We start from the raw sequence: 20,159 nt of genomic DNA on the forward strand, positions 1-20,159 counted from the left end.
TCATTATGGCTCTGCACCCTGAAGCTGGAAAACCCGCATCTAAGCAACAATTAGTTAACGTCGCAAAATTAACAAGTGCTTATTACACCGATAAACCTACCAAGGGCGATAGCACACAAGCTGTTTCTTTTGGGACGTCTGGGCACCGTGGAAGTTCTTTATTGTGCACGTTTAACGACACGCATATCGCCGCGATTTGTCAGTCTTTGGCAGAATTTCGTAAAGAAAAAGGAATTACTGGGCCATTGTTTATGGGTATGGATACACATGCTTTGTCTGAGGCTGCGTTTTCTACTGCTGTAGAAGTACTTGCGGCTAATGGAGTGTCTATAGTGGTGCAAGAGAGTAGAGGCTATACTCCGACTCCAGTCATTTCACATGCCATATTAGAATTTAATACAAGTGACGCTGAACTAATAGGGGATGGTGTGGTAATTACTCCTTCACATAATCCACCTGAAGACGGCGGCTTTAAATATAACCCTCCACACGGTGGGCCAGCAGATAGCGATGTGACCAATGTAATACAACAACGTGCTAATGATATTATTGATAATGATTTAAGTGATGTTAAGCGTATCAGCTTGAATGATGCTTATGCGTCAGACTTCGTAACAGAAATCGATTTTGCAGAGAATTACATTGCCCAGTTAGGCGACGTTATTGATATGGAAGCGATTAAAAAAGCTGGTTTAGTTTTAGGTACTGACCCATTAGGCGGTGCAGGTTTAGGATATTGGGATCGAATAGCTAAAAGATATGGGTTGAATATCGAAGTTGTAAATCGCAATGTAGATCAACAATTTGCATTTATGCGCCGTGATAAAGACGGCAAAATTAGAATGGATTGTTCATCACCCTATGCAATGGCAGGCCTGATCGATTTAAAAGATAAGTTTGATGTGGCTTTTGGTAATGACCCTGACTTTGACCGTCACGGTATAGTTACCCGCAAAAGCGGCTTAATGAATCCAAATCATTATTTAGCTGTGGCAATTCAATATCTATATAAACACCGAACCCAGTGGCCAGAGAATATCAAAGTAGGTAAAACGTTAGTTTCAAGCAGTATGATTGATCGTGTGGTCAAAGGCTTGGGCAAAGAAATCGCTGAGATGCCTGTTGGATTCAAATGGTTTGTGCAAGGTTTATTAGGTAGTGAAATTGGTTTTGCAGGTGAAGAGAGTGCTGGTGGCATCTTTTTACGTCGCAATGGTAAACCTTGGGCGACGGACAAAGATGGCATTATTTTATGTTTGTTGGCGGCTGAAATCATTGCTGTTACAGGGAAAGATCCTGGTGAGCATTATCAAGCCCTTACTGAGCAATTCTCTGCACCTGTTTATACTCGCATTGATGTGGCTGCCTCTCACGCTCAAAAGCAAGTGTTGAGCAAAATGGACAAAAGCGTTATCCAATCTAAAGAATTAGCAGGCGAGGTCATTATCAACATTCAGACTCACGCACCTGGTAACAATGCGGCTATAGGTGGAGTAAAAGTCAGCACTGAAAATGGTTGGTTTGCTGCTCGTCCATCAGGTACAGAAGATATTTATAAAATATATGCCGAAAGTTTTAATGGTGAGGAGCATTTAGCTTTATTAGTGAAAGAAGCGCAGGCTTTAGTTGAAAGCGTTTTTAAGTCTGCAAACGTATAATTGGAAAAGCAGTAAAAGTAAAAGAAAGACCGCGCTTGGTGACCATTCATTAAGTGCGGTTTACGTTATTAACATTTTTTTAATATATATTCTTCAAAATTCCTGTTAAAACTAGGTTATTGAATTTTTATCCTTTACTGACCTTATCTGAACTAGAGTGAGGTTATTTAGCAAACGAGATGAAATTGCCTATTTTTTAATGAGGTAGAAAATGTTAACAAAGCCTAAAAAGCCAATCAAAATCACCCATACTAGTAAGAAAACCATTAAAGATGCCATTGTACGTCACCTTCATTGCTCGCTTGGCACAGACGAAAACAAAGCTAATAATCATGCGTGGTGGAAAGCAACCTGTGCTGCAGTTCAAGAGCAAGTCTTAGAACAACTACGTAAAACTCAAAAAAGCCATTACTTAAACGATACTCGTGCCGTTCATTACTTTTCTGCTGAGTTTTTAATGGGGCGTCTAATGTCCAACAATCTGCATAACCTTGGGCTGTTTGAATGTACTGATATGGCACTGAGAGAGTTAGGAGTTAACATTACAGACATCATGGAAGAAGAGTCTGATATGGCCCTTGGCAATGGTGGGTTAGGGCGTTTAGCTGCGTGCTTTATGGATTCCTTAGCGACCTTAGATTTCCCTGCTGTTGGTTATGGGTTGCATTACGAAAATGGGTTGTTTCGCCAAGAAATAATTAATGGTCATCAAATAGAGCGTCCTGATAGCTGGCGAGATTATGGAAACCCATGGGAGATATGTCGGCCTGAGTCTATTCAAGAGGTGTCATTAGGCGGTTATGTTGAAACCAAATACGATGTCGATGGTAAAATTGAAAAAGAGTGGCACCCAAATTTTATCGTTAAAGGCCTACCTTGGGACATACCAATTGTTGGCTATGGTGGCAATACAGTAAATGTACTCAGATTATGGCAAAGCCAGGCATCTCAATACTTTAATTGGGATGTGTTTAATGCTGGTGGATATGTAGATGCGCAGAAAGAAAGAGTACAAGCTGAAACTATATCGAAGGTCCTATACCCCAATGACGAAACTGAAGCTGGAAAACAGCTACGCTTAATTCAACAGTACTTTTTTAGTGCATGTTCTATAAAGGACATTATTCGTCGGTATAAACGCGCGAATGGAGACGACTGGAAACGTTTTTCGAGCCAAGTTGTTATTCAACTTAATGATACCCACCCAGCAATAGCAATCCCAGAGCTAATGCGTATTTTGGTGGATCGTGCTCAACTCGATTGGAATACAGCTTGGGAGATTTGTACAAAAACCTTTGCTTATACAAACCATACTTTGCTACCTGAAGCCCTTGAAAAATGGCCTGTTAAAATGATTGAAAAAATCCTGCCTCGCCACCTAGAAATCATCTATGAAATAAATCACCACTTTATGATAGAAGTGGAAAATTTATGGCCTGGTGATGATGCTAAAAAACGAAAATTATCTGTGATAGAAGAAGGTCGCGATAAAATGGTACGTATGGGGAATTTATCAGTAATTGGTTCTTTCGCTGTTAATGGTGTGGCAGAAATTCACTCGGCTTTAGTTAAGAAAAACCTTTTTCCTGAGTTTGATGAATTATGGACAACTAAGCTTACTAATGTCACTAATGGTATAACCCCTCGCAGGTGGTTGAAGGCTTGTAATCCCAAACTATCAACGTTAATAGACAAAAGTATTGGAAATGATTGGCCGCTACATTTAAATAAACTTGGAGAGTTAACTGAATTTTCAAAAAATAAACGATTTCAAAAACAATTTATGAAAATTAAGTTTGAAAATAAAGTCATATTAACAAAGGAAATTTTTGATTTAACAGGGATTGACGTTGATCCTAACGCTATATTTGATGTGCAAATTAAACGTTTACACGAATATAAACGTCAGCATTTAAACTTGCTGCATATTTTAACTCTGTACCATAGGTTATTGGAAAATCCTGAATATGAAATGCATCCCAGAGTCTTTATTTTTGGCGCAAAAGCCGCTCCTGGGTACAAATTAGCAAAAGACATTATTTATGCAATTAATCAAGTTGCTAAAAAAATTAATAACGATGGTCGAATAAATAATAAAATCAAAATTGTGTTTTTGCCAAATTACCGTGTCAGTTTGGCTGAAAAAATTATACCTGCTGCAGATGTATCTGAACAAATTTCGACTGCAGGAACAGAAGCATCTGGTACTGGAAATATGAAGTTATCGTTAAATGGGGCGCTAACTATTGGTACCTTAGATGGAGCGAATATCGAGATAGCAGAGGAAGTAGGGGCAGATAATATTTTCATTTTTGGCTTAACCGTTGAGCAAGTAAAAGAATTAGATACCAAAGGATATAATCCTGTTCAGTATTATGAAAATAACAACGAATTAAAAACTGTATTAGATTGGTTAGACTCTGATTATTTTACTCCAGACAAACCCGGTGGGTTATCTTTCTTTAAAAATACTTTACTAGATGGTGGGGACCCCTATAAAGTTCTTGCTGATTATGAGTCATATTGTAATGCGCAAATTAAAGTTGATGCTGTATTTGGCGATAAAGATAAATGGGCAAGAATGGCAATACAAAATACAGCACGTATGGGAAAGTTCACCTCGGACAGATCTGTAAAAGATTATGTGGATAAAATTTGGAAGTTAACACCCTGTGATGTCGAATTAGATTAAGTTTCCATTGGAGATTTGCAATCTAAATGTACCGGCTTTCGATGAGCCATCTTAGTGATTATTTTAATTCGTTCTAATTGAGTAATAGTATTTAATGCAGAAAACATTCGACTCTCTTAATGCAATACCAAATCGATATGCACTATTAGACGATATTGAAGAGACCTTGTTATTTGATTCAAATCAATCATTACTATTGATTGATGTTGTTCGTTTCTCAGATGTGAGTAGTAACTTTGGATATGAATTTGGCGATCAGATATTACTCGAAATCGCCAACCGGATTTTATATCTCTTTGGTGACACTGTCATATTTGGACGAATAAGTGGTGATATTTTTGGCATAGTGGTTTCTGGTATCCATCATAGACGAGATCTGTATCAGTTTTATACGCATTTAATTGAGCATTTTAAAACTCCAATACAGTGTAATGAACATGCCTTTATTGTTGATTTTAAAGTCGGCGCAACGGCAAACCCTAAAAATAATACTAATGTCAGTGCCTTTTTCTCTTTGGCTGAAATCGCCTTAAAACACGCCAAAAGTAATAAATTCGATAACTTTCAATATACTCATGAATTTAAAAATGAAGAAGGTGGACGCTCTTTAACATTAAAAGCAGATTTAAAGCGCGCCTTAAATAATCATGAGCTTGAAATTTACTTTCAGCCAAAAATTGAACTTAATTCACTCGCAATTGTTGGTGCAGAGTGTTTGTTACGTTGGAATCATCCATTGGATGGTTTATTGTTTCCAGGAGCGTTAATTGAAGCCGCTGAGTCCTATAATATGATGAATGAACTTGGCTACTGGACACTAGAAGAGTCAATTAAGGCTTCTGTCTATTTATCGAAAGTCGGTTTGTCAATAAAGCTTTCGGTAAATATGTCTCCAACCCAATTATATGATTTGAATTTTGTTTCAACCCTTACGGCATTAGCACAACAGTATAATTTTAATTTGTCGCTGTTAGAGCTTGAATTAACTGAAGATGTTGCTTTATCTAATTCAGTTTTAGTGAAAAGGCAACTGTCAGATATAAGGCTGTTAGGCGTTAGTATCGCCATTGATGATTTTGGAAAAGGGTACTCTAATTTAGCTTATTTGCGAGATATCGAGGTTGACTGTATTAAAATTGACAAATCATTTGTTATGGAAATAGATAAGAACCCAGTAAGTAAGGCCATCGTTGAAGCTAGTCAAATAATTGCTAAAGCAGCGAATTGTGAGTTAGTTGCTGAAGGAATTGAAAATATTCAACATCTACATATTTTAAGGGAATTGGGGATAGATTCTGGACAAGGGTTTCTATTTTCTAAAGCGGTGTCATTAAAGCATTTTGAAGAACTTGCTAGTAAAGATATAACCGTAGGTACATCTTATGTAAGAGAACAAACATTAAGTGCTAACTGATGATATATCTATATTAAATATATGTGTCTTATCTGGTAACGCCTTTTATGTATCGAGTTAAGATCTTGCATAGCGTATTATGGATTTTTAATGTCAAATTCATGAATATTCTCTAACAATGAACCAAATCGAAACAAAAACACTTAGCGCTAACACCATTCAAAGACTTAAGGAAAACGGTTGCTTTTTGCAACTTTCTCGACAGGACCCTCAACTATTTTCGAAGCCAGTCCATTTTATGTTGTCTCAGCATACCAAGGTGAAGATTATTGCAGAGGGTATAATATGCTTTGAGCCAGAAAATGTAACAGATAAGGACATAGTGTTATCGTGTGGGATACATGGAAATGAAACTGCACCGATTGAGATTTGTGATGACTTAGTCAGTGATATTTTAAGTGAAAAGTTGATTGTCAAACAAAGGGTTCTGGTTATTTTTGGGAATTTACCAGCTATGGATATCGAACAGCGCTTTGTGACTGAAAATATGAACCGATTATTTAGTGGTGAACATCAAAACATCAATGTAGATCAACGAGTTAATGGTGAAAGACATCGAGCAAATCAGTTAGAGCTTGCAGTAAAGAAATTTTATTGCGGCCGTAATAATAAGCAGCAATGTAGCCGGTATCATTATGATTTACATACCGCTATTCGTCCCTCTAAAAATCACAAGTTTGCAGTTTATCCATTTCAAAATGATAAACCTTGGGATAAAGAGCAGCTACAAATATTATTAGCTTGTGGGGTGAATACCATTTTATTATCGGGTAATCCAACCACTACTTTTAGTTACTATTCAGCCAATGAGTTTGACGCACATGCATTTACTGTGGAATTGGGTAAGGTTAATCCCTTTGGCGAAAACAAAATGTCGGACTTTCAAGACGTTATCGAAACTCTAACTAAAATGGTGTGTGGTAACAATTTAGCACTCAAACCCTATAATCAAGCAGATTTTTTAATTTACAAAGTGAATCAAGTGATTAACAAACTGCAAGCAGATTTTGTTCTGAACTTCGCAGACGACATGCCTAATTTCAGTGACTTTGCAAGAGGTGAGGTATTGGCCACTGAAAGTGGTGCAATATACAGGGCAGAGCACGAAGGCGAAGCAATAGTATTCCCCAATGCAGACGTAGAAATTGGTCAGCGAGCAATATTAACAGTTATACCGACAACAATTTAAGGGCATTTTTATGGTTGAATTTGTATTAGATCCACAATTAGAGAAAGATAGTATGTGGATAACTGATTTGCCTTTGTGCACGGTACGTTTAATTAATGACATGAATTACCCATGGTTAATTTTGGTACCTAAAGTAGCAAATATATGTGAAGTAATTGAGTTATCTAGTCAGGAGCAGCAAGTTTTATGGAGTGAATCTGCGATGGTTAGTCAGGTTATTACACACTTGTTTACACCTGATAAGTTGAATTTAGCTGCATTGGGTAATATGGTGCCGCAACTCCATTTACATCATATCGCTCGTTTTAAAGACGATGTTAGTTGGCCAAAACCAATTTGGGGGCAATTTCCAGCCAAACCTTATGTTCAAAGTGAACTAAACAAACGTATCGTGTTAATACAAGAAGCCTTAAATAAAGGAGCTAAACAATGATAGTAACAACAACACATAGCCTTGAAGGTAAAAAAATTGAACAATATTTAGGGATAGTGGTAGGTGAAGCAGTTATGGGGGCGAACCTGTTTAAGGATATCTTTGCATCAATAAGAGATATTGTTGGTGGGCGCTCTGGGGCATATGAAGATGAGCTGACTAAGGCCCGTAAAATTGGGTTTCAAGAGCTAGAGAGTGAAGCTCGCTCGATTGGTGCCAATGCGGTAATCGGCATAGACATTGATTATGAAGTAGTAGGTAAGGGGGGCACCATGTTGATGGTTAGTATTAGCGGTACAGCCGTACGATACTCAGATCAATAATTTCAGCCATGTAAAAACTAAAGTTAGTCATCTTTGTCTTCAAACCTATCATAAGACTCGTTGTTGTCCTTGGTAGGTTTGGATAGCTCTTGATTAGCACTTTGTTTTAGCAGCAAAATGTTGCCTATGATTACACCAAGTACCAAAGTAATGATGGCACCAATTATCCAAATATTCATAATTTTCCTCTGTTTAATACGAAGCGAGAATATATTTCTGGCATATTTTCAGTGATGCATTGAATGCCCAAAACATCTGAGTCGGTTAGCGCTGTCAGCAGAGTTTGTGGCGTTAACTGGGTAATAATACTATTTGATAGCTCTTCATAGCTTAAGTGCCAAGGCTCTCTTGCTATACCACCCTTGAATGTAGAGTAGGGTCTTATAAAACCAAAATCAGCTGCGTAACTTCCCAGCCATTTGTTGAGTTCATAACATGGACCATTTTCATCATATTCACTGCAAATTAGCTCCAGAGCAGCACCAGATGCCTCAATTTTGGTTTTGTCGTAAACATCTAAATCTGTGCCCCAATGATGACGGCTTGCACCAGGTAAAGCAGACCAAGTTAGAATTGTCTGGGCTTTTTCCCAATCATCTAATTGAGTAGCATCAAGGGGCGTTTCGTTTGCATCGCGCAACTGAGTTTTACCCAACCACTTATTGCCCCAGATGAAATTTTGTCTTTCAAAACTACGATAACTACTGGCTATTTGAATATCAACCTTGTCTTTTTTAGCTGCAAGTTGCATGGCTTCAAATGCATTGGCGACTTTTGGTAAAAGCAGAAAGCCATTGTCTAACTCGACAAGTTGGCTTTCGTCTTTACCCAGTATTTGTGCATTTGTTAGCAAGCGAGTAACCGTTTTAGTATATCTTCGTAGATGTCAGCTAATGTTTCTAAATCGGACATTTTTACACACTCATCAATTTTATGAATGGTGGCGTTGACAGGCCCAAGCTCTATTACTTGCGCGCCTGTGGGAGCAATAAAACGTCCATCAGATGTTCCACCTGCTGTTGATAGTACTGTGTCTTTACCAGTACAGTGTTTGATAGCTTGCTGAGTGGCTTCAACTAAATCACCTGAGTCTGTTAAAAATGGCTGACCATTGAAGGTCCAATCAATTTTGTAGTCTAATTTATGGGCGTCTAGAACATGAGTAACCTTACCGATTAACTCCTGATCAGTTACTTCAGTCGAAAAACGGAAGTTAAAACAGACATTTAGTGAGCCTGGGATCACATTACCTGCGCCGGTTCCGCCATTAATATTAGAAATTTGAAAGCTAGTGGGAGGAAAAGAATCATTGCCACTGTCCCATTGGGTGTTAGCTAACTCTGCGAAAGCAAGTGCTGAGTCATGAATGGGGTTTTTAGCGAGGTGAGGGTAGGCGACGTGGCCTTGGATCCCATTTACGACTAAATCGCCTGTTAGCGAACCTCTGCGGCCATTCTTTACAACATCCCCAACTTCATCGGTACTAGATGGTTCACCCACAAGACACCATGTTATTTTTTCATTTCTTGCTTCTAACGTGTCAATAACTTTAGTAGTACCGTTAATAAATGGGCCTTCTTCATCACTCGTGATCAAAAAAGCAATGGAGCCTTTGTGATCAGGGGTATTTTTCACGAAGTTTTCAGTGGCTACTAACATCGCTGCTAAACTGCCCTTCATATCGGCTGCGCCACGACCATGCAAATATCCATCTTTTTCTGTAGCTTCAAATGGTGGCGTTTGCCAGTTTTCTGCTGGACCAGATGGGACTACATCTGTATGACCCGCAAAGCAAAACACAGGAGACTCCGTGCCTTTTCTAGCCCAAATGTTTTTAGTATCTGCAAATGTTAAATCTTCAATTTCAAAGCCTAATGGCTTTAAAATACTTGCCATTAAATCCTGACATCCAGCATCTTCTGGGGTAACGGATTGACGGTTTATTAGGTTTTTAGTTACATCTAACACGTTGCGACTCATGCAAATACCTCTGAGTATTGGTCGGCTTTAAAGCCAATAAAATAGTTATCATTATGTATCAAAATAGGGCGCTTGATCATGGCTTCATGTTTAAGCATGAGTGCCATTGCACTTTCTTTATCTATATTTTGTTTTTGTTCATCACTGAGCTGCCTGAAGGTCGTGCCACGTTTATTGAGCATTTGTTCCCAGCCTAGGTTTTGTTCGGCTTGTTGGAGCCACTGTAACTCTAGCCCGTCTTTTCTGTAATCGTGAAAAGTAAATTCTATCTCTTGTTCAGTTAGCCAAGCTCTGGCTTTTTTTATCGTGTCGCAATTCTTTATGCCAAATAGTGTGGTCATGGTTTCCTAATTGGTTAAATCGTTTGAAGAGGAACTATAGCTACAAAAGGGGAGGTAGGTAAAGATGTTGTAATGACCATTTTAATTATAGATATATTAATAAATGTGTTTAGAAATATACACTCATGATTTTGTCTTCTTTTGCTCTCACTGAATAATAGAAAGCGTGTACGCCTTTTACCTTTTCACTATTCAATATGGTAACAGGACACAAGGTACTCGTTAACGTGTTTTTCATTTTGTGAATAGCAAATTCAGCAATAACTTGACCTTGTTCAAATGACTCTCCTACTTTTACCAATCGTTTAAATCCCTCAGCCATCATCAAGTGTGAATCCATTCCTAGTTGAATTTGAAGGTGTAAGCCATTCTTGGCCTTAATACGCATTTGACAGGCTAATTCAGGAAAATAAAGCATTTTCCCTGAAAATGGAGCAAACACTTGATAGCCAGATGGCTCAATAGCCACTCCTTCCCCAAATAAGCGCTGTGTATAAATAGGTTCAGGTACACTGTCTAGGCTCACAACCTTGCCATTTATAGGGCTTAAGATGTCAAAGGTCTTAGAATTAGCGGGGATATTGTCTGGTGTAACTAAACGGTTAAATAATCCCATTACTTTTGAACTTTATATCCATTTTCAGTTAGTGCATTACATGCTGTTTCTAGATCTTTCTGCTTGACTAAAAAGAAATCTGTTTCAAAGGTAGATAGAACAAAAATGCTGACTTTTGCTGCAGCTAATACTCCGCCAATTTGTGACATGATACCTACCATACTTAAATTTAATGGGCCTAGGACTTCTAGAGCTTTCCAGTCACTGTCTTTGTCATCACTATCAATAGTAATAGAATTGGGCACAACAAGGGATAACTCTTCATTGGTTTTACCAATAAAATAGACAGGGGCTTTAAATACTTCGGGGGGAATAGCTGCATTATCTGGCAAACTATGTATTACAAAGATCTCTGATAAGATCGCAAGGGTTTGTTTAGGCATATAAATTTAAATGGTAAGTTTATTTATAACCTTAGGAAACCAGTCAGTAGTTGTCATGTCAAGTTGGCTTTATCCACGTAATCTGTGGATAAGTCTGTTGAGTACTGTTTATATAGTGTTTAATAAGCTGATATATATAGGAAAATTACTACTGGTTGTAAAATACTCGATAATAAAACGAATGCTGTATTTTACAGCGTTTGTTTCTATAAACAGGAGATATAGTATGAGTAAAGCTGAAGTTGGCAGTATTACATGGCGGGATCTAACGGTTGATAATGCATCAAATGTAGCTAGCTTTTATCGATCTGTAGTAGGGTGGCGATCATTACCTATTAGCATGGGAGACTACGATGACTATGTTATGCAAACACCAAGCGATGATAGTGGTGTGGCGGGGATTTGTCATGCTAAAGGCCCAAACGCTGGGTTGCCAGCACAATGGTTAATGTATGTAAAAGTTGCGAATTTAGATGAATCACTAAAACAAGTTACTATACAAGGCGGCAAAGCATTAACTGAGGTGAAAAAACTAAGTGACATTAGCAACTACGCCGTTATTGAAGATCCCGCAGGTGCGGTCTGTGTCATTTATGATGAGCAAGGTTAGGTTTATTAAAGATATAGTTATGCACATTATTAAAGTGGAAGTTGTTGATAAATGAGCTTATTAAATATTTATGCGGGCAAAAATGCCTTGAATAGGATCACACGTGAAGGCTTTCATCCCGGTTTATTTGACTATATGCTTGGTGCGTCTGGTGGACCTAAATGGTTTGTTTTAGCTGGGTTAGATCGTTATATTTTTTCTGACTTTTTTAAAGGACGAACCAAGCCTTTAGACATTATTGGTTCTTCGGCTGGTGCGTTTAGATTTGCTTGTTTCGCACAAAAAGATCCTGTCTCAGCTATCAATCGCTTAGCGCAGCGTTACTCCACGACAACCTACTCAGATAAACCTACAGCCAAAGAGATCACTGATAAAGGTACTGCTCTGCTTGATTACGTTTTAGGTGATACTGGCATACAAGAAATTATCAATAACCCAGTTGTTAAAGCTCACTTTGTTGTGGCTAAATGTAAGGGGCTGACGCAGTTTGAATCTAAACCCATACAATTAACGGGTTTGATTGCTAGTGCTGGTGCAAATGCAATAAAGCGCCGCTGGCTAAATAAATTTTATCAGCGCTATGTGTTTTCCGTACCCGACAGCGAGTTAGCTATTTCAGATCCCTATGGTATGCCATCTTATTCGATACTGTTATCATCTGACAATTTAGCACAAGCATTGATGGCTTCAGGCTCTATTCCACTAATTATTGAAGGCGTGCAAGATATTCAAGGGGCCCCAAAAGGGATGTACCGAGATGGGGGAATTATTGACTATCATTTTGACCTCCGCTTTGGGCCACAAAAGGGGTTAGTGCTTTATCCACACTTTAATAGACGCCCAATACCAGGATGGTTTGATAAGTCTTTGAAAAAACGTTTACCTCATAGCACAAGTTACGATGATGTGGTGATGTTAGTGCCATCTGAAGAGTTTATAAGCCAGTTACCATACGCCAAAATACCCGACAGAAAAGACTTTGAAACCATGCCTGCAGAGCAACGTATTCGTTATTGGGAGTCGGTAATCAATCAAAGTAATCAATTAGGTCAAGAATTTGCGAAGCTATATGACTCGCAAACAATAATTGAACATGTAAAACCCTTTGAGTTTCTCTAAAGCCACATTTTTCAATGAATGAGAACCTAGTGGAACATTCGCTATTTTTTAGTGACTGTCGTTATTTTGATGTGGATCAATACACATTTTCCTCAATACTCTTTAATAATCTATATACAAATGATTAAACTACTCGATGTAAAGGTTGCCCTTGTATGTCAGTCGTTTTAACTGAATAGAATCAACATAAAGGTATGCTTGTATGGATAATTATCAAAAAATTATTGTTGCGATAGATATTTTCTCTGAACATCAAAAAGTACTAGAACGAGCTAAAAAACTAGCTAGCAGCCCCGAAGATTTAGTCCTGATTTACGCTACGTTACCGCAGTTATATTTTGAATCTTATGGATATTCCTTAGGAACAGACTTTATAAGTGACAATCAGAAAAATGCACAAGATGCATTGGTAACGCTCGCTAAGAAACATGGTATCCCTGAAGGTCAAGTGGTAGCACCTATCGGCGATCCAGCTGATGAGATCCATGGTTTAGCTGAAAGAATACAAGCTGACCTAATTGTTGTAGGTACCCATGGCAAGAGTGGGTTAAAGTTATTGCTTGGCTCTACAGCGAATGCAGTACTGCATGGTGCTAAATGTGATGTTTTGGCTGTCAAAATATAAAGCTCAACACTAACGTTATTGGCAAGATAACCCCATAATCACAAGCTCTGCTAATGATTTTGCTTGCATTTTTTCCATGACATTGGCGCGGTGAATTTCTATTGTGCGTTGGCTAAGGCTTAGTTCATTGGCGATAAGCTTGTTGGCTTGACCTGCAATTACTTTTTCCATTATTTGTTTTTCTCTTTTAGTTAAAGTGTCTGCTCGTTTTTGAATTTCAAGCTGTTGTATTGCTTGGCTTTGCTCTGCTTGGTTAGTCGCCAACACATGTTGAATGCAGTCTAACAAGGCTTGTTCTCGAAATGGTTTTTGAATGAATTCTACCGCGCCTTGTTTCATTGCCTCTACGGCTAATGGCACATCACCGTGACCGGATAAAAAGACAATAGGTAAATTACAATCGAGGGCTTTTAGTTTTTGCTGACACTCCATACCACTCATCCCTGGCATCCTTATATCTAACACAATGCATCCAGATAAAGTGGCAAAGTTTTCGGTAGTATAAGCGTCTAAAAATGCAATAGCATTAGGGTAGGTTTTGTTAGCAATTGACATTGAATCTAACAATAAACTGATGGAGTCTAGCACAGCTTCGTCATCGTCAATTAAGTGAACTAACGAATCAGTCGAGCCTTGTGGGTTAGTCGTCATATTTTTGTATTACTATTTTTCAATGTGAGGCAAAGTTTTGGCACCAGTAGCGGGTAAGGTAAAGGTAAATATACTGCCGGATGGTTCACCTTTATGATAAGTGAGTTTGCCCCCGTGGGCTTCAATAATTGTTTGGCTAATAGACAAACCTACCCCCATTCCAGATGCTTTAGTGGTGAAAAAGGGTAAAAATAATGATGCTTCTTGTTCTTTGCTTATGCCGACCCCCAAGTCTTTCACTGATACTTCAATATTTTTGGGGGCTACCCAATGAGTGCTGATCTGAATAGGCTCAGAAGGGCGGTTTTGAAGAGAGTCTATGGCGTTGTTTATTAAATTAAATAATACTTGTTGAATTTGAATATCGTCAATATTTACCATAGGGCGAGGGTCATTGGATAGCTTTAATTCAATACCATGGTCGAGAATTCTGGTATCTATCTCTGCTAAGCTCAAGGTGTTTTGTATTAAGGAGCTTAAGTTAACCGTAGTGCGAATAACCTGTCCCTTTTTAACAAAATTTCTAAGACGGCTTATAACTTCGCTAGCGCGGTGTGTTTGCGCACTAATTTTGTCTAATGCAGCTTTAACTTTTATTAATGATGGGTCTTCGGACTCTGGTTGATACTGTTCTAAAAAATTGCGGCATGCTTGCGAGTAACTAGTAATAGCTGTAAGAGGTTGGTTAATTTCATGGGCAATGCCAGCAGCCATTTCACCCATAGTGCTTAACCTAGTAAATTGGGCTAACCGTTCACGGCTTTCATTTAAATCTGCTTGCACCTTTATACGGTCGCTGATGTCACGAATTATACCTACGAATTGCGTATGACTAGATTTTTTAACTTCGCCTACTGAGAGCTCAATTGGGAATATTTCTCCGTTCGACTTTTGTGCTTTTACCTCACGGCCAATTCCAATTATTTTAGCTTGCTTGGTTTCGTTAAAGTGCTGCAAATAACCATCGTGGGCATCTTGGTAGGGTTGTGGCATTAAAATGCGTACATTCGACCCTATTACATCCTTAGCTTTGTATCCAAACATTCTTTCAGCCGCATGATTGAATACTTCTATTTGGCCGATATGATCGATAACTATCATAGCGTCAACAGCGGCATCGAGTAATGCTAAAAATTGTGCATTGGTATCAAGAGGGTTGGGTTTATATGTGCTACTTTCCATTTTTGTCAACTAACACTCTCCTAAATAGCCACAAACTAGGTATAAACCGAAATTAATTACGCAGAATAACGAATATATCAATATTAAGCTTACAGATAGTATTTATCTCAAGGCTGATCTGCATCAAGGTGAGCCAATTTACTACAAATAAGTAAGGAGTGTAAAATGTCTCACTACGTTTCCCAACAGTCTTCCTTGTGTCAGAATTGCGCTATGTCAGGTATGTGTTTAGATAAAACAGCTAAATCTGTATCAAAGGTTAGATCCCATAAAATTTATCACAAATCGGATGCCTTGTTTCGTGCGGGTGAAAACTTTGACGCTATCTATATATTGCGTTCTGGCTCTGTTAAGTCTTCGCTTATATCCGATACAGGGCAAGAACAAATCACTGGCTTTTACTTTCCTGGTGATTTACTTGGACTAGATGGGTTTGAGAAAGGCGTGCATAGTCAGACCCTGAAGTTTTTAGAAACCAGCAGTGTATGCCGTATTGCCTATAATGAGTTAGATAACGCTATGGCAAAGTCATCCAGTATCAGATTTAAATTACTACAAGGTATGAGCGAAGCTCTAAATGTTGATGACAAGTTTATTCTTAATTCTCATTGTATGAATGCCAGTCAAAAATTTGCGTCATTTTTACTTAATTTATCTGAAAAATTTGAAAGCCGCGGCCTATCGAGCCACACCTTTGATTTAAGTATGAGCCGTGTAGATATCGCTAACTACTTAGGTATGGCCGTTGAAACCGTAAGCCGACAATTAACACAACGACAAAAAGAACAAACCATAAACGTTAACAAACGTAGAATAACGATACGGGATATGCAGTGTTTACATGATTGCGTAAATGGAGATAACTCTTTAGCTAAACAGTATATACCTAAGGTTAAAGTAAGTAGTTCACATCATAGCTCAGTCATTTATTAGTGGAGTTCTAACCACATTTCCTACCTAGGCTTGGAAGCCAAGCAAGTCTAGGCTACACCATTTTGAATACTCCCATCTAGCTCAAATTGATTGATGTTGGACAGGGTCGTTTTGGCTATATTTGACATGGCCTCATGAGTGAAAAAACCTTGGTGACTGGTGATGATTACATTGGGAAAGGTTGTTAGCCTTGCCAGTACATCGTCTTGAATTCCCTGAGCTGATAAATCTTCAAAAAATAATGTTTCTTCTTCTTCATAAACATCTAACCCCAGTAAACCCACTTTGCTTTTTTTAAGAGCCTGAATCATAGCTTTGCTATCGACTAATCTTCCGCGGCTAGTGTTAATAATAGCCACACCATCTTGCATTTTTTCTAAGGAGTTTTCGTTGATTAAATGCTGCGTTTCTGAGGTTAAAGGGCAATGTAAAGAAATAACATTTGATTGAATAAATATTTCATCTAGAGAGACATAATTAGCCCCTAGTTTTATACACTCTTCATTTGGATAAGGGTCATGGGCCAATATTTTACAGCCAAACCCGTGCATGATTTTAATAAATGCTTGCCCTATTTTCCCCGTGCCTATTACCCCTACAGTTTTATTGTGTAGGTCAAACCCCATTAGATTACTAATTGAAAAATCACCTTCTCGGGTACGGTTGTAGGCCCTGTGAATTCCACGGTTTAAAGAAAGTAATAAAGCTACGGCGTGTTCTGCAATCGAATAAGGAGAGTAGGCTGGTACTCTAACCACTGCTAGGTTTAATCTTCTAGCACAATCTAAATCTACGTGGTTAAACCCTGCTGAGCGCAGTGCAATTAATCTCACTCCACGTTGTTTTAATATAGTGAGTACGTCTGCATCTAACGTGTCGTTAATAAAAACACATACCGCAGTTTCATCATTAATTAGATTAGCTGACTCTTTATCTAAGTGACATGAAAGGTAATGTACCTCATGCTCAGATCCTAAAAATGCTTGGTCAAAGTAAGTTCTGTCATACTGCTTAGTGTTATAGAAAGCTATTTTCATGGCAAGGTCTACCTATTTATCTTACAAGATTATCAGTTAATACTCCTTACTCATTGATATTGGTCAAATCATTGGTAGAAATTAGGTAGGTACAACCGAGTGGACTTGAATAATCGCCTCTACCATGTCAATACTTTCTTATTTAAAAGCCTTGTCTTTAACGTTAATTGAGGACGATTGAAAAGGCACCGTTATTATCTGAGTTTTACAGCTGAAAAGTGATATCGATAAGCTCCACTACCCAGAAATAGAGTGAGTTTATTAAGAAATTAAACAGATCGCTACGCTCTCATCTTTTCTCTGTTGTCTTCTACACATATAACGGCACTCAATATTACTAAAAGCATTATTGAGCAGTCGTGTGGCGTGACGTCTTGCTGCTTCATCTGCTGATCTGAGTATCAACAACCAAGTTTTGACTAGCATTGGGGGGCTTAATAGGTGACATGATCCTAACCCTTATGCCGAATTATAGAGCTCAGTCAAAGATGCTTAATCACCCAATTACCCACACCGTTTATATATCCTGACTTTAATACTCTGGAGCCGGAAGCTACCCCCTCGTAAGCTACATAAAAAATAATAAAAAAGTTAATATCAAATAAAATAATACTGTATATAATTACAGTCATGTTGAAGTTTATCCCAATTAAAGCATCCGCGGGTATCATTGGTTTTGAGTCTCCTGCGGCAGAATACACTCAGCTAAATCTTGATTTAGACCAGCTACTTATTGATAACCCATCAGCTACTTACATTGGTATGGCCGAAGGAGAATCTATGGTGGGTGATGGTATATTCTCTGGAGATCTATTGATTGTTGACCGAGCTCAAAATATTAAAGACCAAGACGTGGTGGTGGCAAACCTCAACGGTGTTTTTGTGTGCAAGAAAATAGACAAGGTGCGGCGCTGTTTATTGTCTTCAGGTCAGAACCTATCACCCTATTTTTTAAGTCAGGGAGACGAGTTTCAGATTGAAGGTGTAGTTACACGCTCAATCAGACTACACCGTCCTTTCAATAAACAGCTCTAATGTACGCATTGTGTGACGTGAACAGCATGTATGCCAGTTGCGAAAAGGTATTCGACCCATCAATCCGCAACAAACCCGTCGTAGTGTTAACAAACAACGATGGCTGTATTTGCGCCGCCTGTGGCATTGCCAAACGCATGGGAATTGGAAAGAAATTTGTACCTTACTTTCAAGTAAAGAAAGAGCTAGAAGCAGCTTGCGCTGTTATACGTTCAAGCAACTATGAGTTATATGCTGATTTAAGCCAACGTATGATGGATACCTGTGCACGCTTTGCCCCAGATATTAATATCTATTCAATTGATGAGTGCTTTTTATATTACGGCAAACAATCCTCAGCACCGCAAAAGGGGTGGCAAGCTCTGGGGATGCAGATTAGAAAAGCGGTATGGCGAGAAGTACGATTACCTATCTGCGTGGGTATAGGCCCAACACCTACTTTAGCTAAAGTCGCAAACCATGCTGCAAAAAAAGTAGAGGGGTTCACAGGCGTAGCTGTACTTGATACCAAGGAAGTACAAAAAAAAGTATTGTCAAAGATGGCCGTGACTGACGTATGGGGTATAGGTAATCGCTTGGGCAAACGTTTAAATACGTTAGGGGTTAATACCGCTTGGGAGTTGGCTAATAGAGACCCCACGCAAATTAGAAAAGAGTTCTCAATTTTAGTCGAAAATACCGTGCGAGAGCTCAATGGCGAAGTTCGACATAATTGGGATACGGTACGTGCGGCTAAAAAAGAAATATATAGTACCCGTAGTTTTGGAGAGCGAATTACTGATTTAGAAGAACTGCGAAGTGCCTTAGCTAGCCATGCTGAAGTAGTGGCAACAAAGTTACGCAAGCAAAAGAGTCTAACAAGCAGTATGACCTTATTTGCAACAAGTTCACCACATGACACTGAAGGATATTTCAGGAAGTCCTACTTTCATCACTTTGCCGTACCCACTAATGACACACTCAATATAGTTAAAGTCATTGGCGATGCGATACCGCAGTTATACAATCGTAACGTACGATATTATAAGTGCGGGGTGGGTTTGATGGAGTTACACAATGAAACGTTGTTTCAATACGATTTATTCACACCCTCGAATGACAACACCAAACTGATGAATTGTATGGATACCATTAACGCCCGGTATGGCCGTTCAACGGTACATCTCGCAGCTAAAGGGTTTGAGCAAAAATTTGCGATGCGACGAGCGTTCTTATCACCGCAATACACAACAAAGTGGAGTGATATTCCAAAGATAATTTGTTAATACTCAAGATTACATTTTCCAAGTGTCGCATCAATGATGACGGTCGGTTATGAGCGAATTGCGGTCATATAGTTTATTTACCTTCTCAAAAACAGAGTAACCATTACCTTTGATATTTCACCTCACACCCATCGGACTTATTGCCCCAGACTTATGTTTACCTAAAACATGAGTATAAACTTGCGTGGTTGGTGAGACTCTCGCTTCGATAACTAGGTAACTGCTCAACCTCTAATTCACCCATGTTTTTAGGGGGGGCTTGGCATAGAAATACACTGAAGTATTTAAGTAAGTTATTATTTTGGGTATCTATATAAGTTGGTTCGAATTGCCTCGATAAAAGCTGACATAATTCACTCATTATCACACTGTTTGTTTATACAGTTATAATGCGTATTTTATAATTTTCCATTTTTCACTGTTATTATTTGTGAAAAAATATAATTGAAAATAGACCAATTAATTTTATCTCATTGTTTTTGTTGAAGTTAATACTCTTAGTGAAAATATAATATTCTGTATTTATCCAGACTCGTGATTTCTACATGGTTCGCTAATAAAAAATTTACCTTTAAAAGCTAATAAGTATATGAAAAGATGAAATAAATTAATTGCCAGAATCATTATTCCGTTTATTCCTAAAGTGGCTTAAACGTGCGGTCTGGCTAATATA

21 protein-coding genes are annotated in these 20,159 nt (G+C 38.4%); 12 read left to right on the plus strand and 9 right to left on the minus strand.

What is annotated here, in order from left to right; translation table 11 throughout:
* The first annotated feature begins 5 nt into the window (after positions 1 to 5).
* The 6 genes from pgm to ABJD71_RS11930 all read left to right on the plus strand — a co-directional run bounded on the left by pgm (position 6) and on the right by ABJD71_RS11930 (position 7,709).
* A complete protein-coding gene (pgm, locus tag ABJD71_RS11905) occupies positions 6 to 1,658 on the plus strand; it encodes a phosphoglucomutase (alpha-D-glucose-1,6-bisphosphate-dependent) (RefSeq protein ID WP_348169290.1) in 1,653 nt (550 codons plus the stop codon).
* 211 nt (positions 1,659 to 1,869) lie between these two features.
* Positions 1,870 to 4,350 (plus strand): glycogen/starch/alpha-glucan phosphorylase, encoded by a 2,481-nt coding sequence (locus tag ABJD71_RS11910; RefSeq protein ID WP_348169293.1) that lies wholly within the window; start codon positions 1,870 to 1,872, stop codon positions 4,348 to 4,350.
* A gap of 94 nt (positions 4,351 to 4,444) precedes the next feature.
* The gene (locus tag ABJD71_RS11915; protein ID WP_348169296.1) at positions 4,445 to 5,764 is read left to right on the plus strand and encodes a bifunctional diguanylate cyclase/phosphodiesterase; all 1,320 of its coding nucleotides are present in this window, start codon (positions 4,445 to 4,447) and stop codon (positions 5,762 to 5,764) included.
* A gap of 118 nt (positions 5,765 to 5,882) precedes the next feature.
* Complete coding sequence (gene astE / locus ABJD71_RS11920; protein ID WP_348169299.1) at positions 5,883 to 6,953, plus strand: succinylglutamate desuccinylase; 1,071 nt, start codon at positions 5,883 to 5,885, stop codon at positions 6,951 to 6,953.
* 10 nt (positions 6,954 to 6,963) lie between these two features.
* Entirely contained in the window at positions 6,964 to 7,386 is a 423-nt protein-coding gene (locus ABJD71_RS11925) for an HIT family protein (RefSeq protein WP_348169302.1), read from the plus strand.
* Positions 7,383 to 7,709, plus strand: a complete 327-nt coding sequence (locus ABJD71_RS11930) for a heavy metal-binding domain-containing protein (RefSeq protein WP_348169305.1) — start codon at positions 7,383 to 7,385, stop codon at positions 7,707 to 7,709. Before ABJD71_RS11925 ends, ABJD71_RS11930 begins: the two co-directional genes overlap by 4 nt.
* A 23-nt stretch (positions 7,710 to 7,732) precedes the next feature.
* Here the strand turns inward: ABJD71_RS11930 and ABJD71_RS11935 are convergent, their stop codons facing one another.
* From ABJD71_RS11935 to ABJD71_RS11960, 6 genes are all read right to left on the minus strand, one after another.
* Positions 7,733 to 7,888: a DUF2897 family protein gene (locus tag ABJD71_RS11935; protein WP_348169308.1), complete on the minus strand. Its 156-nt coding sequence runs from the start codon at positions 7,886 to 7,888 to the stop codon at positions 7,733 to 7,735.
* Positions 7,885 to 8,562, minus strand: coding sequence for a M15 family metallopeptidase (locus tag ABJD71_RS11940; RefSeq protein ID WP_348169311.1), 678 nt, complete (start codon positions 8,560 to 8,562; stop codon positions 7,885 to 7,887). Before ABJD71_RS11940 ends, ABJD71_RS11935 begins: the two co-directional genes overlap by 4 nt.
* Complete coding sequence (gene dapE / locus ABJD71_RS11945) at positions 8,556 to 9,689, minus strand: succinyl-diaminopimelate desuccinylase (RefSeq protein ID WP_348169314.1); 1,134 nt, start codon at positions 9,687 to 9,689, stop codon at positions 8,556 to 8,558. The genes ABJD71_RS11940 and dapE overlap by 7 nt, the downstream gene beginning before the upstream one ends.
* Positions 9,686 to 10,030, minus strand: a complete 345-nt coding sequence (locus tag ABJD71_RS11950; protein WP_348169317.1) for an ArsC family reductase — start codon at positions 10,028 to 10,030, stop codon at positions 9,686 to 9,688. The genes dapE and ABJD71_RS11950 overlap by 4 nt, the downstream gene beginning before the upstream one ends.
* Positions 10,031 to 10,139: 109 nt before the next feature.
* The gene (locus tag ABJD71_RS11955; RefSeq protein WP_348169320.1) at positions 10,140 to 10,646 is read right to left on the minus strand and encodes a PTS glucose transporter subunit IIA; all 507 of its coding nucleotides are present in this window, start codon (positions 10,644 to 10,646) and stop codon (positions 10,140 to 10,142) included.
* Complete coding sequence (locus ABJD71_RS11960; protein ID WP_348169323.1) at positions 10,646 to 11,029, minus strand: ACT domain-containing protein; 384 nt, start codon at positions 11,027 to 11,029, stop codon at positions 10,646 to 10,648. The genes ABJD71_RS11955 and ABJD71_RS11960 overlap by 1 nt, the downstream gene beginning before the upstream one ends.
* A gap of 226 nt (positions 11,030 to 11,255) precedes the next feature.
* Between ABJD71_RS11960 and ABJD71_RS11965 the strand changes: the two genes are divergently transcribed.
* The 3 genes from ABJD71_RS11965 to ABJD71_RS11975 all read left to right on the plus strand — a co-directional run bounded on the left by ABJD71_RS11965 (position 11,256) and on the right by ABJD71_RS11975 (position 13,383).
* The gene (locus ABJD71_RS11965; protein WP_348169326.1) at positions 11,256 to 11,639 is read left to right on the plus strand and encodes a VOC family protein; all 384 of its coding nucleotides are present in this window, start codon (positions 11,256 to 11,258) and stop codon (positions 11,637 to 11,639) included.
* Between the two features lie 51 nt (positions 11,640 to 11,690).
* On the plus strand, positions 11,691 to 12,758 hold the full coding sequence (locus ABJD71_RS11970; RefSeq protein WP_348169329.1) for a patatin-like phospholipase family protein: 1,068 nt from the start codon (positions 11,691 to 11,693) through the stop codon (positions 12,756 to 12,758).
* Between the two features lie 202 nt (positions 12,759 to 12,960).
* Positions 12,961 to 13,383: a universal stress protein gene (locus ABJD71_RS11975; protein ID WP_348169332.1), complete on the plus strand. Its 423-nt coding sequence runs from the start codon at positions 12,961 to 12,963 to the stop codon at positions 13,381 to 13,383.
* A 15-nt stretch (positions 13,384 to 13,398) separates the two neighbouring features.
* Here ABJD71_RS11975 and ABJD71_RS11980 read toward each other — a convergent pair whose 3' ends face one another.
* Both ABJD71_RS11980 and ABJD71_RS11985 read right to left on the minus strand, forming a co-directional pair.
* On the minus strand, positions 13,399 to 14,034 hold the full coding sequence (locus ABJD71_RS11980) for a response regulator (protein WP_348169335.1): 636 nt from the start codon (positions 14,032 to 14,034) through the stop codon (positions 13,399 to 13,401).
* A 12-nt stretch (positions 14,035 to 14,046) separates the two neighbouring features.
* On the minus strand, positions 14,047 to 15,216 hold the full coding sequence (locus ABJD71_RS11985; RefSeq protein WP_348169391.1) for a PAS domain S-box protein: 1,170 nt from the start codon (positions 15,214 to 15,216) through the stop codon (positions 14,047 to 14,049).
* A 165-nt stretch (positions 15,217 to 15,381) separates the two neighbouring features.
* On the opposite strand from ABJD71_RS11985, the gene ABJD71_RS11990 reads away from it, so the two are divergent.
* Positions 15,382 to 16,149 (plus strand): helix-turn-helix domain-containing protein, encoded by a 768-nt coding sequence (locus ABJD71_RS11990; RefSeq protein ID WP_348169338.1) that lies wholly within the window; start codon positions 15,382 to 15,384, stop codon positions 16,147 to 16,149.
* A gap of 47 nt (positions 16,150 to 16,196) precedes the next feature.
* Here ABJD71_RS11990 and ABJD71_RS11995 read toward each other — a convergent pair whose 3' ends face one another.
* Positions 16,197 to 17,186 carry a 2-hydroxyacid dehydrogenase gene (locus ABJD71_RS11995; protein WP_348169341.1) on the minus strand — a complete coding sequence of 330 codons (990 nt, stop codon included), beginning with the start codon at positions 17,184 to 17,186 and terminating at the stop codon, positions 16,197 to 16,199.
* 630 nt (positions 17,187 to 17,816) lie between these two features.
* Between ABJD71_RS11995 and ABJD71_RS12000 the strand changes: the two genes are divergently transcribed.
* Together ABJD71_RS12000 and ABJD71_RS12005 are read left to right on the plus strand one after the other, a co-directional pair.
* Positions 17,817 to 18,221 carry a S24 family peptidase gene (locus ABJD71_RS12000; protein ID WP_348169345.1) on the plus strand — a complete coding sequence of 135 codons (405 nt, stop codon included), beginning with the start codon at positions 17,817 to 17,819 and terminating at the stop codon, positions 18,219 to 18,221.
* Complete coding sequence (locus ABJD71_RS12005; RefSeq protein WP_348169348.1) at positions 18,221 to 19,486, plus strand: Y-family DNA polymerase; 1,266 nt, start codon at positions 18,221 to 18,223, stop codon at positions 19,484 to 19,486. The genes ABJD71_RS12000 and ABJD71_RS12005 overlap by 1 nt, the downstream gene beginning before the upstream one ends.
* The last annotated feature ends 673 nt before the right edge of the window (positions 19,487 to 20,159 follow it).

The organism is Paraglaciecola sp., from assembly GCF_039943935.1.
Lineage (GTDB): Bacteria > Pseudomonadota > Gammaproteobacteria > Enterobacterales > Alteromonadaceae > Paraglaciecola.